Origin of the sequence: Enterococcus sp. FDAARGOS_553 (assembly GCF_003812305.1) — a bacterium.
In the GTDB taxonomy this organism is placed as follows: Bacteria; Bacillota; Bacilli; order Lactobacillales; family Enterococcaceae; genus Enterococcus_D; species Enterococcus_D gallinarum.
On the sequence record NZ_CP033740.1, the window covers coordinates 1368374 to 1381419 of the forward strand.

At 40.6% G+C, this 13046-nt stretch carries 17 protein-coding genes and 1 other annotated feature; of the genes, 10 read left to right on the forward strand and 7 right to left on the reverse strand.

Annotated features, from left to right (window positions below; all coding sequences use genetic code 11):
- The first annotated feature begins 5 nt into the window (after positions 1–5).
- The 5 genes from EGX73_RS07085 (at position 6) to EGX73_RS07105 (ending at position 3715) form a co-directional block, all read left to right on the forward strand.
- Positions 6–383 (forward strand): arsenate reductase family protein, encoded by a 378-nt coding sequence (locus tag EGX73_RS07085; protein WP_003128525.1) that lies wholly within the window; start codon positions 6–8, stop codon positions 381–383.
- On the forward strand, positions 365–703 hold the full coding sequence (locus EGX73_RS07090) for a glycine cleavage system protein H (protein WP_003128526.1): 339 nt from the start codon (positions 365–367) through the stop codon (positions 701–703). Before EGX73_RS07085 ends, EGX73_RS07090 begins: the two co-directional genes overlap by 19 nt.
- Before the next feature lie 72 nt (positions 704–775).
- Positions 776–1027, forward strand: a binding site (T-box leader).
- A gap of 75 nt (positions 1028–1102) precedes the next feature.
- Complete coding sequence (locus EGX73_RS07095; RefSeq protein ID WP_003128527.1) at positions 1103–2137, forward strand: methionine ABC transporter ATP-binding protein; 1035 nt, start codon at positions 1103–1105, stop codon at positions 2135–2137.
- Complete coding sequence (locus tag EGX73_RS07100; RefSeq protein ID WP_003128528.1) at positions 2130–2816, forward strand: methionine ABC transporter permease; 687 nt, start codon at positions 2130–2132, stop codon at positions 2814–2816. Before EGX73_RS07095 ends, EGX73_RS07100 begins: the two co-directional genes overlap by 8 nt.
- A 47-nt stretch (positions 2817–2863) precedes the next feature.
- Positions 2864–3715: a MetQ/NlpA family ABC transporter substrate-binding protein gene (locus EGX73_RS07105; RefSeq protein WP_123866841.1), complete on the forward strand. Its 852-nt coding sequence runs from the start codon at positions 2864–2866 to the stop codon at positions 3713–3715.
- Between the two features lie 182 nt (positions 3716–3897).
- Here EGX73_RS07105 and EGX73_RS07110 read toward each other — a convergent pair whose 3' ends face one another.
- From EGX73_RS07110 to EGX73_RS07125, 4 genes are all read right to left on the reverse strand, one after another.
- Positions 3898–4662, reverse strand: coding sequence for a helix-turn-helix domain-containing protein (locus EGX73_RS07110; RefSeq protein WP_081445579.1), 765 nt, complete (start codon positions 4660–4662; stop codon positions 3898–3900).
- Positions 4647–4904, reverse strand: a complete 258-nt coding sequence (locus tag EGX73_RS07115; protein ID WP_029487302.1) for a hypothetical protein — start codon at positions 4902–4904, stop codon at positions 4647–4649. The genes EGX73_RS07110 and EGX73_RS07115 overlap by 16 nt, the downstream gene beginning before the upstream one ends.
- A 409-nt stretch (positions 4905–5313) precedes the next feature.
- The gene (locus EGX73_RS07120; protein WP_003128534.1) at positions 5314–5631 is read right to left on the reverse strand and encodes a DUF960 domain-containing protein; all 318 of its coding nucleotides are present in this window, start codon (positions 5629–5631) and stop codon (positions 5314–5316) included.
- A 119-nt stretch (positions 5632–5750) separates the two neighbouring features.
- Positions 5751–6365, reverse strand: coding sequence for a 50S ribosomal protein L25/general stress protein Ctc (locus EGX73_RS07125; RefSeq protein WP_003128535.1), 615 nt, complete (start codon positions 6363–6365; stop codon positions 5751–5753).
- A 300-nt stretch (positions 6366–6665) separates the two neighbouring features.
- Here EGX73_RS07125 and EGX73_RS07130 point away from each other — a divergent pair, with 300 nt between their 5' ends.
- From EGX73_RS07130 to udk, 3 genes are all read left to right on the forward strand, one after another.
- The gene (locus EGX73_RS07130) at positions 6666–7379 is read left to right on the forward strand and encodes a pseudouridine synthase (protein ID WP_003128537.1); all 714 of its coding nucleotides are present in this window, start codon (positions 6666–6668) and stop codon (positions 7377–7379) included.
- Positions 7380–7392: 13 nt separating this feature from the next.
- Entirely contained in the window at positions 7393–8076 is a 684-nt protein-coding gene (locus tag EGX73_RS07135) for a YjjG family noncanonical pyrimidine nucleotidase (protein WP_003128538.1), read from the forward strand.
- Between the two features lie 83 nt (positions 8077–8159).
- Positions 8160–8789, forward strand: coding sequence for a uridine kinase (gene udk / locus EGX73_RS07140; protein WP_003128539.1), 630 nt, complete (start codon positions 8160–8162; stop codon positions 8787–8789).
- Between the two features lie 270 nt (positions 8790–9059).
- Here udk and EGX73_RS07145 read toward each other — a convergent pair whose 3' ends face one another.
- From EGX73_RS07145 to EGX73_RS07155, 3 genes are read right to left on the reverse strand one after another with little or no spacing between them, the layout of a single operon-like run.
- Entirely contained in the window at positions 9060–9530 is a 471-nt protein-coding gene (locus EGX73_RS07145; RefSeq protein ID WP_021149078.1) for a GNAT family N-acetyltransferase, read from the reverse strand.
- Between the two features lie 2 nt (positions 9531–9532).
- Complete coding sequence (locus EGX73_RS07150; protein WP_003128545.1) at positions 9533–10843, reverse strand: cell wall metabolism sensor histidine kinase WalK; 1311 nt, start codon at positions 10841–10843, stop codon at positions 9533–9535.
- Positions 10844–10846: 3 nt separating this feature from the next.
- Positions 10847–11521 (reverse strand): response regulator transcription factor, encoded by a 675-nt coding sequence (locus tag EGX73_RS07155; protein ID WP_003128546.1) that lies wholly within the window; start codon positions 11519–11521, stop codon positions 10847–10849.
- A gap of 132 nt (positions 11522–11653) precedes the next feature.
- Here EGX73_RS07155 and EGX73_RS07160 point away from each other — a divergent pair, with 132 nt between their 5' ends.
- Both EGX73_RS07160 and EGX73_RS07165 read left to right on the forward strand, forming a co-directional pair.
- Positions 11654–12376 carry a polyphosphate polymerase domain-containing protein gene (locus EGX73_RS07160; protein ID WP_123866842.1) on the forward strand — a complete coding sequence of 241 codons (723 nt, stop codon included), beginning with the start codon at positions 11654–11656 and terminating at the stop codon, positions 12374–12376.
- Positions 12366–13040 (forward strand): DUF4956 domain-containing protein, encoded by a 675-nt coding sequence (locus tag EGX73_RS07165; RefSeq protein WP_003128549.1) that lies wholly within the window; start codon positions 12366–12368, stop codon positions 13038–13040. The genes EGX73_RS07160 and EGX73_RS07165 overlap by 11 nt, the downstream gene beginning before the upstream one ends.
- Positions 13041–13046 lie beyond the last annotated feature (6 nt).

Below are 13046 nucleotides of genomic sequence, written 5' to 3' on the forward strand. Positions count from 1 at the left end.
TAGCTATGATCACATTTTACTGGTATCCGAAATGCAGTACATGTAAAAATGCGAAAGCTTGGCTAGAAGCAAATGGGATTCCCTATGAGGCCATTGACATGATCAAAGAGGTGCCTACGAAGGCGCAATTGTTACAATGGATCACCTCTAGCGGCTTGCCAGCTCGCCGCTTTTTTAACACAAGCGGAATGAAATATCGTGAATTAGGTTTGAAAGAGAAAGTACCAACGTTGTCGAATGAAGAAGCCGCAACTTTGTTGGCCACAGACGGCATGTTGATCAAACGCCCATTGTTGATTAGTGAAGATCGCTTTTTGATCAATGGGTTTAAAGAAAAAGAATATGAAGGAGTCTTGTTAGAATCATGGAAAAGAAATGCTTGAGAAAAAAAGATAATTTGTGGGTACTGTTCAATGGCAAAGAATACTGTGTTGGTTTGACAAAAGAAGCACAAGAAGAATTAGGTGCTGTGTCTTTTGCTTCTTTGAAAAAAGTTGGTACAGCCTTGAAACAAGGAGATACGCTAGTGGAGTTGGAAGCAGAAAAAGCTGTCAGTGAATTTCCAAGCCCATTAACAGGCGTGATTTCTTCTGTAAATGAAAAAATCGATCAAAACGTTGATATCTTAAACGACAGCGATGAAATGAACGCTTGGCTAGTCAGCTTTAAAGATGTTGATCCAAGTCAATTTGACGAATTATAAAACAAGATCCAACCACTGATTTACAAAAAGAATTGACAGCAGATTGAGACGTTGCTATAATTTGCTCAATAAATGAATGCTTTGAAAAGAAGAGTACATGTTCTTGACGTACACAGAGAGCCCTGTTTGGTGTAAATGGGCAACGAAGAGAAGATGGAAGATGGTCTTTGAGCAGGATGGGTGAGTCTAAGGACAAGCCTATCACGGGATGCACCCGTTACTGTGCAACAGTATGCGAAGAAATTCAAGTACTGGAAGAGGCTGTTGATGCGAGTCGACAGTAAATCAAGGTGGTAACACGGAAGTTGTGCTTTCGTCCTTTGTAACAGTATAATGTACAAAGGATGAAAGCTTTTTTTGTGTTTAACTAGTGAATGAATAAAGAAAGATGGGAAATTTATGGCATTAATCGAATTGACCCACGTAAAGAAATCCTTTGACGGTAAAAGTGGCGCAGTCCATGCCGTCAATGATGTTTCTCTGCAAGTGGAAAAAGGCGATATTTATGGCATCGTTGGTTATTCAGGTGCCGGCAAAAGTACATTGGTTCGTCTATTGAATGGATTAGAACTTCCTTCAGCTGGTGATGTAGTGATCAATGGTCAAAATATTTTAGCCTTGAAGAACAAAGAATTACGAGATTTTCGTAAAAAAATTGGAATGATTTTTCAACACTTTAACCTCTTGTGGTCACGAACAGTATTGGAAAATATCGAATTACCATTAGAATTGGCAGGGATCCCCAAAATCAAACGCCGCGAGCGGGCACAAGAGCTGGTAAAACTTGTCGGGTTAGAAGGACGCGAAAAAGCTTACCCTTCCCAATTGTCAGGTGGCCAAAAACAACGGGTAGGAATTGCCCGTGCGTTAGCAAATGAGCCAGAAATCTTGCTATGCGACGAAGCAACCAGTGCTCTTGACCCTCAAACAACCGAAGAAGTTCTGGATTTACTGCTGTCCATCAACAAAAAACTGAATTTGACGATTGTACTGATCACCCATGAGATGAACGTGATTCGCAAAATCTGCAATAAAGTAGCTGTAATGGAATTAGGCAAAATCGTTGAAGAAGGTTCCGTACACTCGGTGTTTCGTCATCCGCAACAAGCTGTGACTAAGCGCTTTGTGCAGCAAGATTTGGAGCCAGAAGAAGATCCCGAGGAATTGCGTCAAGCCTTTTTAAGAGAAAATCCCCATGGCCGCTTAGTGACATTGACCTTTACGGAAGACAATGCGAATGAACCAATCATTTCGCAAGCGATCCGAAAGTATCTGATTGATGTCAATGTTGTTTATGGCAAGATTCAGCAAACGAATGAAGGCTCTTTTGGCGCATTAACCGTTCTATTGACCGGTGAAACAGCAGAAATCGATAAAGCATTGCGCTTTTTTGCGCAAGAACAAGTAGGCGTGGAGGTGATCGAGCGTGGGTAAATCATTTTCAGAAACCTATTTTGATTTTGAAAAAATCGATTGGGCAAACATGCAACAAGCGACGATCGATACGTTATTTATGACATTCTTCTCTATGGTACTAGTCATTGTGATTGGACTAATACTAGGATTGGCTCTTTATTCATTAGGTCGCAAGCAAACATTTGGATCACGCTTTGCCTATACCTTAGTCTCGATTATCAGTAACGTGTTTCGTTCAACTCCGTTTATGATCTTGATGGTTTTGATTATACCGTTTACGACACTATTGGTAGGATCCTTCTTAGGGGCAAAAGCTGCGATTCCAGCATTGGTTCTATCAGCAGCTCCTTTTTATGCACGGTTAGTAGAGATTGCCTTTCGAGAAGTAAGTCCAGGTGTGATTGAAGCTGCCGAGGCGATGGGAGCAAGTTACTGGGAGATTATTTATAAGATTATCATTCCTGAGAGTGTCCCAGCATTGATTTCGGGCATCACTGTCACCACCATTTCAATGATTGGTTACACAGCTATGGCAGGGGCGATCGGTGCCGGAGGCCTTGGTTCATTGGCTTGGCAAGAAGGCTTTCAACGGGGAAATTACACTGTGACGCTTGTAGCAACAGTGATTATTTTAATTATTGTCTTTATCTTACAAGCAATCGGCGACTTTTTGACAAAAGCAACAGACAAACGCTGATTGGCTGAAAAAGAAAAACATCAAACAGAAAATTGGGAGGAATAAAAATGAAAAAGATTTTTGGTTTTGCAACAACAGTATTGTTAACAGTCGCTTTAGCAGCCTGCGGTACAGATTCAAATAACAGCGCCGATTCAACATCAGCTAGTGGAGAAAACACGAAATTGGTGGTGGGAGCATCTGTCACACCCCATGCAGAAATTTTAGAACAAGCAAAACCATTGTTGGAAAAAGAAGGAATCGATTTGGAAATCAAAACCTTCGATGATTACATCTTGCCAAACAAAGCTTTAGAAAATGGCGATATCGATGCCAACTATTTCCAACATATCCCTTACTTGAACAAGCAAATTGCCGATAATGGCTATGACTTTGTTAATGCAGGAGCGGTTCATATCGAACCGATGGGGTTGTATTCAAAACGGATCTCTGACATTTCTGAATTAGCTGAAGGTGCAACCGTGATTACTTCAAATTCGGAATCCGATTGGGGTCGTATCTTAACGATTTTACAAGATGCTGGTGTGATTAAGTTGAAAGATGGTGTCGATGCTGAAACAGCAACATTTGATGATATTGCTGAAAATCCAAAGAAATTAGAATTCAAGCATGATATTGATCCTTCATTATTGGCAACGGCTTACCAAAATGATGAAGCAGACCTAGTGGCCATCAATGCGAACTTTGCTTTTGGGATCGACTTGAATCCAGCAGATGATTCTGTTTTATTAGAAGCGGATAATTCACCATACGTCAATGTGATTGCCGTACGCAGTGGCGACGAAAGCAGCGATAAAATCAAAAAATTGGTTGAAGTGCTTCACTCTGACGAAATCAAAGACTTTGTCGAAAAACAATGGCAAGGTTCTGTGAAAATCGTTGATGCGGACGCTAAATAGTTTCCTTCATTAAGAAGTACAAACAGAGCAGTGACATAAGTTAAAAACAGACGAAACTTACTAAATGATAAAGAGATTTGACCTTCCTCGCAATCTTGCGTCGAAGACCTCCTGAATCGCAGGAGTAATCTCTTTACGTTTCGGTTAGGTGGTTTGTTTCATACTTTTGTCACTGCTCTTTTTTAATTCCAATCTAGCAAAACAGAACGGTTATGCCAAATCATTTCATACAGCAGCGGCAATTCAGGGTGCTTTTTTAATAATTGATCGTAGTGGGGGAGCTGGCTAAGAAACAGACGAATGAGTGTGAGGGTATCAGGTGAAAGTGATCCACTCCCTTTAAACAAGATCAGATCGCCTTCCAATAAAGCACAGAGCAAGTGGATTTGAGTGATTTTGACAAGACAGATTTGAAAGGAGTCACTTCCCAGACGTTCTTTGAGCAGTTCTGCAGCAAATATTTGGTTCAGCAAGTAGGTATCTTCTTCAGATAAATAGAAGGCTTCAAGTCCAAGTAATTGTTTCCATAAGAAAAGATAGTTGCGTTCATGGCGCAAATAAAAGGCAGGGACAAAGTTTTTTGGAAAAACTGTAGCTAATGCAATCCCATTTTCCAGCGGATAAACCGCTTTTCTTTTTTCATGGATTGTTTTGATACAAAAGAAGGCCTCACTGGAACTTTTTATCAAGTGTGGACGCATCCAGCGCAACAATTGATAATGGAAAAAACGGATTTGTATTTCGTTCCCTTGTAAAAGTGGAAAATGCTTGCGATTCAGAGATAAGTGATACGCTGCCAAAGAGGATGATAGAGCAGTGAAACGTCGATTGACACTGGAAGGGCTCAGGTGGCATTTTCTGCATAATAATGGATAAGTCAACGAAGGTTCTTCCAGCTGGGTGTTAAGAATACGGTAGTTACTGCTCTTTTTTACAAGAGAAGCGATGACTTTTTTTGTAACTCAGTAACCGACATTGCTTCCGTCTGTAAATAATCAAGTTGGCCTTTTTTAATCAAAAATTTGATTGGTAACTTGATACCTAACTCGCTGGCGATCATCCGTCTAATAGTCTTGACGGAGATCCCTTGTTGCAGGGCTGCTTGTTGGAGGGGGAGCGGCCTTTCTTTGAAAAGACTACGGATCAGACGCAACATGCGCAACACTTCTTTCTCGAGAAAATCCTCCAAGTTGTGAATCACCTCTTTCGGATGAGATTACATTTATTATAGTGGATAACTAGTTTCTTGGTTTTTTTAGAAAAGAATAATCATCAAAGTTTAATAAATAATTTTCACTACAAAGAGACAGATGTGGAGCTAATCAGCTTAAAAGAGAAAAAAATGAAGAAAATAAGGAAAAAAACAGGGATTCTGGATTCATAGTAGGGAATGATGGAAGGGGAAATTGGGTGATCCTGCAAGCAGTGTCGCTTAAAAGCAGACTCAAAAGAACCGCACAACTGAATAGCTGAAAAATAGTAGGGCAACACTAAAAAACTACTAGGCTAAGAATACCTTAAGCCTAGCAGAAAGTGTCTAGCTATCCCTCCCTCGCTGGAGATTTGGTACGTAATGCAGAGAAATAAATTATAGAAAATCAGCTTGCTTCACTAGGCAATAAAATGGTTTGGCGCTGACCATCATCATAGGCATAAACGGTTTGAGGCAAATACTCATTGTAAGCAATCGGCAGATCGATACACATCCCAGCACGGCGATCATCTTGTGAAAAATGAATACTAACACGGCCGTCATTATTTTTTACGTGAAAAGTTAATAGATTTTCTAACGGAATAACGCCTTTCAGATCCAAGTCAATGATCAGCCATAAACTATCGATCAATTCTCCCGGCATGGTTTGGACGATACCGCCAGAAGCATAGCGGCTGCGGCTACTGTCAAATGGTTCAAACATGGTTGTTCCCTCCTTGAGGATAAAGTCGGTCGTGGGTCGGCAATCGAAAGATAGAATCAACTTGTTTAAAATAAGACCACTCCTCAAGGAATGGTCTTATTCTTTACTTGTAGCAAAAATTATTCTTGATCTTCACCAATAACAGCTGGTTCTGCTGCTTCACCGTTTTCGTCATCTTCTGAAAGTTCTTGTGCTTCAGCAACAGCAACGATTTGTTCTTCGGCTTCTGTGACGATCGTATAATCATCATTTTTCTCTAAATCGCCTACAGTCAACGCGTCACCAATTTCAAGTCCAGTGACATCAACTTCAATACGTTCAGGTAATTTATCTGGTGTTGCGGATACAACGACACTGTATAAGTTTTGTGTCAATACGCCGCCGGCTTTCACGCCTGCTGCATCACCAACTAAGGTCAATTCAGCTTCTACCTCAGTTTCTTCATTCATATCGACTGAGATGAATTCAACATGGGTCAATGCACGAGTGAACGTGTCTGATTGAAATTCTTTGATCAGTGTATTTACTTTCTTGCCTTCTAAGTTCATAGTGATTACGGTATTCAAACCATTTTCACGTAGCAGTCTTTCTAATTCCGCTGCATTGACTGCAATCGGAGTACTGTCTACTTGATAACCATTCACGATAGCAGGTACTTTTCCTTCGTGACGCAATTTGTTCCGTAATGAACGGGGGCGAACTTCTCTTTTCGTAACTTCTAATGATACTGACATAACTCAATTCCTCCTAAAATTTCCCGAAAAAAACGGGATGTTTTTAAGCAAATTTTGTTAACTCTGCACATTAAGTGGTACGTGAGTAAAAACACGCAAAAGGGCAGTTGTTTACACAACTGCCCCAGAAAGTTTTGGTTCAACTTTTCTCCACCAGGTCGTAACGCTGTGTATGAGAAACTTTATTTACTTTACTCTTTAACCTTACGTGGAAAGTCGAAGAAAGTCAAATGAAATGATGAGTCGAGGATTTGCAAGCAATTAAATCTGAGCTATAATAGCCAAGATGGAGAGAAAACAATGCGTATAGACAAACTGATAGAAGAGCGGTTAGCGACCTCTCGCAAAGAAATGAAACGTCTTTTTCAACAAGGGAAAGTCTTGGTGGATCAGCAAATCGAACGGAACCCATCTCGAAATGTCGACAGTCGATTGCATGAAATCAAGGTTGCTGGGGTACTGCTGCAAACAAGAGATGTGTATTACTTACTCAATAAGCCAGCGGGGGTGGTGACAGCAAATATAGATCACCAGCACGCCACAGTCATTGATCTTTTACAGCCAGAAGACCGACAGGCGACACTTTATGCAGTGGGACGTTTGGATCGCGATACAGAAGGATTGGTATTGTTGACGACGAATGGGCAGTTAGGCTATGAATTATTGCACCCAAACAAGAAAGTGCCGAAACGATACGATGTCATTGTCAATGGTCCGGTAACAGCGGAAGATGTGGCTGCTTTTGCTCAAGGCATCGTTTTTCATGGAGGTGTCGTTTGTCAGCCTGCCAAATTGACCATAGAGATGACTTCAGGTAGGCGGTCCTTTGTTCATCTAGAGATTGCTGAAGGGAAGTTCCATCAAGTGAAGAAGATGTTTTTAGCAAGAGGGAAAAAAGTGATTGCCCTAAAAAGAGTTGCAATTGGTCCTTTGGAACTAGGGGATCTATTGTCCGGAGAATACCGGAATCTCACCCAATTTGAATTAGAAAGCCTAGCGAATTATTTTCGCTGAGAAAGAGGAGACTATGACTTATAAAACACTGTTATTTGATGTCGATGATACGATTCTTGATTTCCAAGATACTGAACATGAAGCGCTGACAGCTCTTTTTGCGGAACAAGGTCTGACGATGGATCTCGAAATGAAACAGACTTATCAAGAGGTTAATCACGGATTGTGGCAACAATTTGAACAAGGGAAGCTGTCTAGAGACCAAGTAGTCAATGAACGATTTGGCTTATTTTTTAAAAAGTATGGGCGAATCGTCGACAGTGAAGCGATGGAAAAACACTATCGTTCTTACTTGGATCAAGGGCATAAATTATTAGGCAATAGTCAGCTAGTGTTGGCCGAATTGGCTGACAAGTTTGATTTATATGTTGTGACTAATGGTGTCTCTAAAACCCAATACCGCCGTTTGTCAGATGCTAAGTTGATGCCTTATTTTCGGGATATCTTTGTATCAGAAGATACAGGTTATCAAAAACCAATGAAAGAATTCTTTACCTATGTTTTTGACCGGATTCCTAATTTTGAACAACAAAAAACAGTCATTATTGGTGACTCATTGTCTTCAGATATTTTGGGCGGACATTTGTCAGGGATCGATACAATCTGGCTGAATCCTAACAAAAAAGCGGCTTCAACAGTTCTCCCAACCTATGAGATCCAGTCGTTGGATCAATTGCCATCGTTATTAAAAGACTGATTTCTTAGAAATGAATAGTAATTTTTCAGAATTTCGCTATAATAGAAACAGTGTAAATTTTAGAGACGAAAGAGGTTAATTGAATGACGAATGGCAAGCCCATTATTATTGGTGTGACTGGTGGTTCTGGTAGTGGAAAAACAAGTGTGAGCCGAGCGATTTTCAATCACTTTCCCAATCATTCCATTATGATGCTTGAACAAGACTCTTATTATAAAGATCAAAGCAACTTGAGCTTTGAAGAACGGTTGAACACAAACTATGATCATCCGTTTGCCTTTGATACCGATCTATTGATCGAACATCTGCAGAAACTCCTTGCCTACGAAACGATCGAAAAACCGGTCTATGATTATGTGGCACATACTCGCAGTGAAGCAACGATCATTCAGGAACCAAAAGAAGTGATCATCCTTGAAGGAATCTTGATTTTGGAAGACGAACGTTTGCGAGACTTGATGGATATCAAACTGTATGTAGATACGGATGATGATATTCGAATCATTCGTCGGATCAAACGAGATATGGAAGAACGCGGACGAACGCTGGATTCCGTTATTGAACAATATTTGACAGTAGTCAAGCCTATGTATCATCAATTTATCGAACCTACGAAGCGCTATGCAGATGTCATCGTTCCAGAAGGCGGCGAGAACCACGTAGCGATTGATTTGATCACAACGAAAGTTGCAACATTCTTAACCGAAAGCTGAGCATCTTTTCTTTCGAAAACACTTATTAAAGAATTTTTTTGATAAAGCAGTAGTTTTTCTTTATCAATTATGGTAAAGTATACCTCATGCGACGAGTCGAGATGGTCTAGCTTTGACTGACCAGATTGATAACAGAGGCACAAGGAGCGATCCACCTGCCGGATGCAGGGTGTCGGAATATTCCTTTTGTGGAGATAGGGTATTCTACTAGTAATAGTACTGTGAATAAAAAACAGCTTTGAACATTCATGTTCAAGGCTGTTTTTTTGTCTATTTCTGTAGGGGATAGCGATAGATCATCGATTCTTCTCCCCAAGGATGATAGCCTGTACCCATCAGCTCAAAACCAAATTTTTCATAAAACGAAACAAGATCTGTACATAAATAAAGGGTCGAGAAACCAGCAGTAGCGGCAGATTGCTTGATAGTATCGATCAAAAGCCGAGCACCACCTTGTCTGCGATAGTGAGGATCGACATAGAGGGCGCGCAGCCAAGGCATCAAATCCATTCGGCTGATAAAATCATTCGTGATCAGTCCACCACAGCCAATGATCGAGGGGACAGCAGCGGCTTGGTTATCCACGAGTAGGAACCATTGCGGTAGATCGGTATCAGCAAAACTGTGGGTCAAGCTATCTTCATACACTTTCATGGATGCGGGACTCGCCCATTTTGATTGAAAATAAGTGATCGCTTCCTGTAAATATTCAGGATGTTCTCTTAAATGAATGACTTTCATTTTTATCCCACCTTTGGCAAACGGATTTGAAAAATAACGCCTTTAGGTTGTAGATCACGTACACTGATTTGCCCTTTGTGTTCCTCCACGATTTGTTTGGCGATGGCCAAACCGAGACCATAGCCGCCGGTTTCTTTTGAACGGGAGCGATCTTCCCGATAAAAGCGTTCAAAAATATGTTTCTTGTCTTCATCGCTAATAGATGGACCTGTGTTTCTAACTTCGAGCAGCCAATACTTGTTGGAAATTTCTGACAGCAGTGTGATCTTATCTCCTTGACTTGTATATTTCAGGGCATTATCCAATAAAATTACTAATACTTGATGTATTTTTTTGGGGTCGAAGACAGCAGTTGTCGTAGCTAGGTTTTCCAAGACAAATTGTTTATTATTCATTTTGGCAATCTCTTGAAACGGTTTTGCCAGTTCTTGAATGAAAGGAGCGATGGCAATGGTTTCTTTGGCTAACATCTGCTGGTTGGAATCGCTGCGGGCAATCGTCAATAAATCCGCTGTCAATCCAGTCAACCTCCGGGTCTCTGCTAATGCTTGAGCAATACTTTCTGATTCCTCAATGATCGTATGATTGGGCTTAGTGAAGGTGCGCTCTAAACTGTTTTGGATGATCGTCAAAGGCGTCCGTAATTCATGAGAAGCATTTTCGACAAATTCTTGCTGTTTTTTCCACGAAGCGAGGATCGGCCGCATTGTCAATGAAGAAAGGTAGTAGCTGATACCGATTGACAAGATCCAAAAGAAAATCATCGATAAAATCAAAATTGTTTGAAAGTTGTTCATTGCATTATTGATTTGGTTGGTATTGGCCAACACTTGAACATAGGCTACCCCTGATTGGTTCGTAGGCGCGGCAACCGTGATCGAGTGAAACAGCAAAGTCTCCGCTTCATTTTGATCGCTTACGGTCAGTGATTGAATCGTATTTAAATGTTCCGTATCTAATTTGAGTGAAGCTAGCTGAGAGAAACGTCCGCCTAATGATTGTTTGTTTACTATCGTACCGTCTTCTGACCAAAGAATAAATTGGGTGTTGAAACGATTGGTTCCAGGAATCTTTGGCATTGCTGTATTGGGCGGTAAGGCAATGGCTTCGTTTTGATTAGCGTTGTTGATCTCTGCTTGGACCAGACGTGTATCTTGGACGGCTTGTTCAAGGGCAATATCGGTTTCTTGATATGCAGATTGATCAAATAATTCTAGTACAATGATTCCGAGCAATGTAAAGATCAATGCAAAAGCGCTGATATTGATCAAGAACAATTTAAGTCGCTGTTTCTTAGAGAGTTCTTTGTTCATTCGCTAATCTCCTTGCATAATATAGCCTACATTGCGCAGTGTCCGGATCTCTTTATCAATACCAGTATCCCGAAGATGTTTGCGTAAATTGCTGATGTAGACCTCGACTACTGTGATCGTTGTTTCTGAATCAAATCCCCAAATACGGTCAAAAATTTGCTCTTTCGTCAAAATAATGCCTCGGTTTTGCAAAAAATAAACGAGTAATGCAAATTCTTTTCCTTGGATAGGTAATAGCTTTTCGTCAATCGTTACCTCATTAGTAGAGAGATTGCAGGTCAATCCTTTATAGACCACTTGGTTTTCATTAAATAAACCCAATGAACGTTTTAACAAGGCTTTGCAACGCATCAATAATTCTTCCCGATAAAAAGGTTTTGTCAAATAGTCATCGGCGCCTTTTTGAAAGCCAGCGACCTTATCTTCTAATCCATCTTTGGCGGTTAAGATCAAGACTGGTGTCTGAACAGTGTGCTGTCGTAATTTTGCCAATACTTCATAGCCATTCATTTCTGGAAGCATCAAATCTAGAATGATCAAATCATAAATCCCACTTTGGGCTTCATACAGACCTTCACTCCCATCAAAAGCTTGGCTGATTTCACCAATTTCTGCAACGATTTCTTTAATATTTTCTGATAACGTTCTGTCGTCTTCGATCAGTAATAACTTGATCATTCTGTCACCTCTTTCATTATAAGCATAGCATGAGTAACATAAAAAAAACTTAAAAAAGTGATTTTTGCTTAAGCTGTCTTTAAGTTTCAGCGTCTTAAATAGGGACTATAGCAATCAAAGGAGGAAAATACCATGAAATTAAAAAAGGTATTTCAACGAAAAGAAACCAAGTATCTTTTATCGTCTGAGCAGTTTCAGCCGTTTCTGGGTGCGTTGCAGCAGAGGATGAAGATTGATGAATATGGCCAACACACGATTCTATCTCTTTACTATGACACGGATGATTTTCGTTTCATCCGTCATTCGATGGATAAGCCAAAGTATAAAGAGAAATTTCGCATCCGGAGTTATGGTGTTCCATCTCAGGACAGTTTGGTGTTCCTAGAAATCAAGAAGAAAGTCAATGGCATTGTATATAAGCGGCGTGTTCCTCTAAGCTATTCAGATTATCAATCATGGATACGAAGCGGGGAATTTCCTACCACTATTCAACCACTTCAAATTGCCGCCGAAATTCGTTGGCTATTTAAACAAAACCATGACTTAAGTCCGCGCGTTTTGATTGCCTATGACCGCCTTTCGCTTTTTGCATCAGAAGACAGTGAATTTAGAGTGACCTTTGATCAAAACATTCGTTATCGGGAAAACAATCTGACATTGTCTGAAGGGAGTTATGGACAATTGATAGCGTCAGAGATTGGTGTGTTGATGGAAGTCAAAGCAATGGGGGCCTATCCCCTTTGGTTTGTTGAACAATTGAATCAGTATGGTGTGCGCAAAGCTAGTTTTTCCAAGTATACTCAAACCTACCAACGTCATTTGTTTAAAAAGGAGGATATTCAGAATGTTATCTAGTTTGTTAAGTGATACCGCTACTCTTGAATGGGATGGCTTGATTATTTGTATTAGTGCCTCACTGATTCTGGGTCTCTTAGTTGCCGGAGTGCATATGGTAAAGAATGTTTATACAAAAAATTTTGTCATTACGTTGGCAGTACTGCCGGTTCTAGTACAATCAGTGATTATGCTGGTCAATGGGAATTTAGGAACTGGGGTAGCGATTTTGGGCGCATTCAGCTTGATCCGCTTCCGTTCCGTTCCAGGAGGTTCTCGCGAAATCACCAGTGTGTTTTGGTCCATGGGGATCGGCTTAGCTACCGGTATGGGTTATGTCGGTTATGTGGTGGTTTTTTCATTCGTGGTAGCTGCCTTTTTATTGATGCTGTATACCGTACCCTTTGGCGAACGACGTAAGACGAGCGAACGGGAATTGAAAATAACTATTCCAGAAGACTTAGATTATCCCCAACTGTTTGATGACATTTTTGAGAAATTTACTCATACAGCCAAGTTGGATTCGGTACGCACAACAACCATGGGTAGTCTCTACGAGTTACGCTATCACTTAGTATTGAAGGATCAAACACAAGAAAAGGCTTTGATCGATGATGTACGGACGCGTAATGGCAATTTACCTGTTGTACTCGGTAAAGTTGCGGCTAATCGTGATGAATTATAAGGAGGA